1 pseudogene is annotated in these 635 nt (G+C 76.9%); it reads right to left on the reverse strand.

What is annotated here, in order from left to right:
- A pseudogene (locus ABD378_RS36100) lies at window positions 1-635 on the reverse strand (DNA helicase RecD); the annotation flags it as partial.

A 635-nucleotide genomic window follows, 5' to 3' on the forward strand; every position in this document is an offset into this window, starting at 1 on the left:
GTGTGTGGCCGCCCACGCCCGCAGGCCGAGACCCGCCGCGGCCCTCACCAGCGCGGCGGGCTCGGCGCGTGCCGCCTCGCCGCCGGTGTGCAGGACGAGCCCGTGACCGGCCACCGCGCGGATCAGCTCGGCGGTGGAACCAGAAGCCTCGCCGGCCGCGGACTCCCAGTCGGCGGCCCGCGGGCCCGAACCCTCCTCCTTGGGCAGGGAGTTGATCACCCGAGCGAGTCCGTCGGCGAGGCTCTCCTCCGCGAGGGCGTACTGCTCGAGGCCGACCAGGACGCGGACCGGCTGCTCGGTCTCCTCGCCCTCGCCATCGCCCGCTTCCTGTACGGGGGCAGGCGCTCCCGGTGTCTCGACGGCGTCCTGGAAGACCAGGATGTCGCCCTCCGCGATGGCGCTCTGCACCGCCGCGTCCGGATCGGGCACGGCGCGCTGCCCGAGCGCGGCGGTGAGCGCCGCCGCGTCCAGGGCCGTGTGCCCCGCGACGGCCGCCTGCTCCAGGAGCCAGGCGGTGACCGCGCGTCCCCTGCGCTCGTCGTCGGGCCCGCACTCCGCGCCGAGCAGCGCCCGCGCGAACCCGTCGGCCTGCTCCGTGCGCACGCCGCTGACCCGCAGCAACTGCCAGGGGTCTT

This window comes from Streptomyces rectiviolaceus, from assembly GCF_039533825.1.
In the GTDB taxonomy this organism is placed as follows: Bacteria; Actinomycetota; Actinomycetes; order Streptomycetales; family Streptomycetaceae; genus Streptomyces; species Streptomyces rectiviolaceus.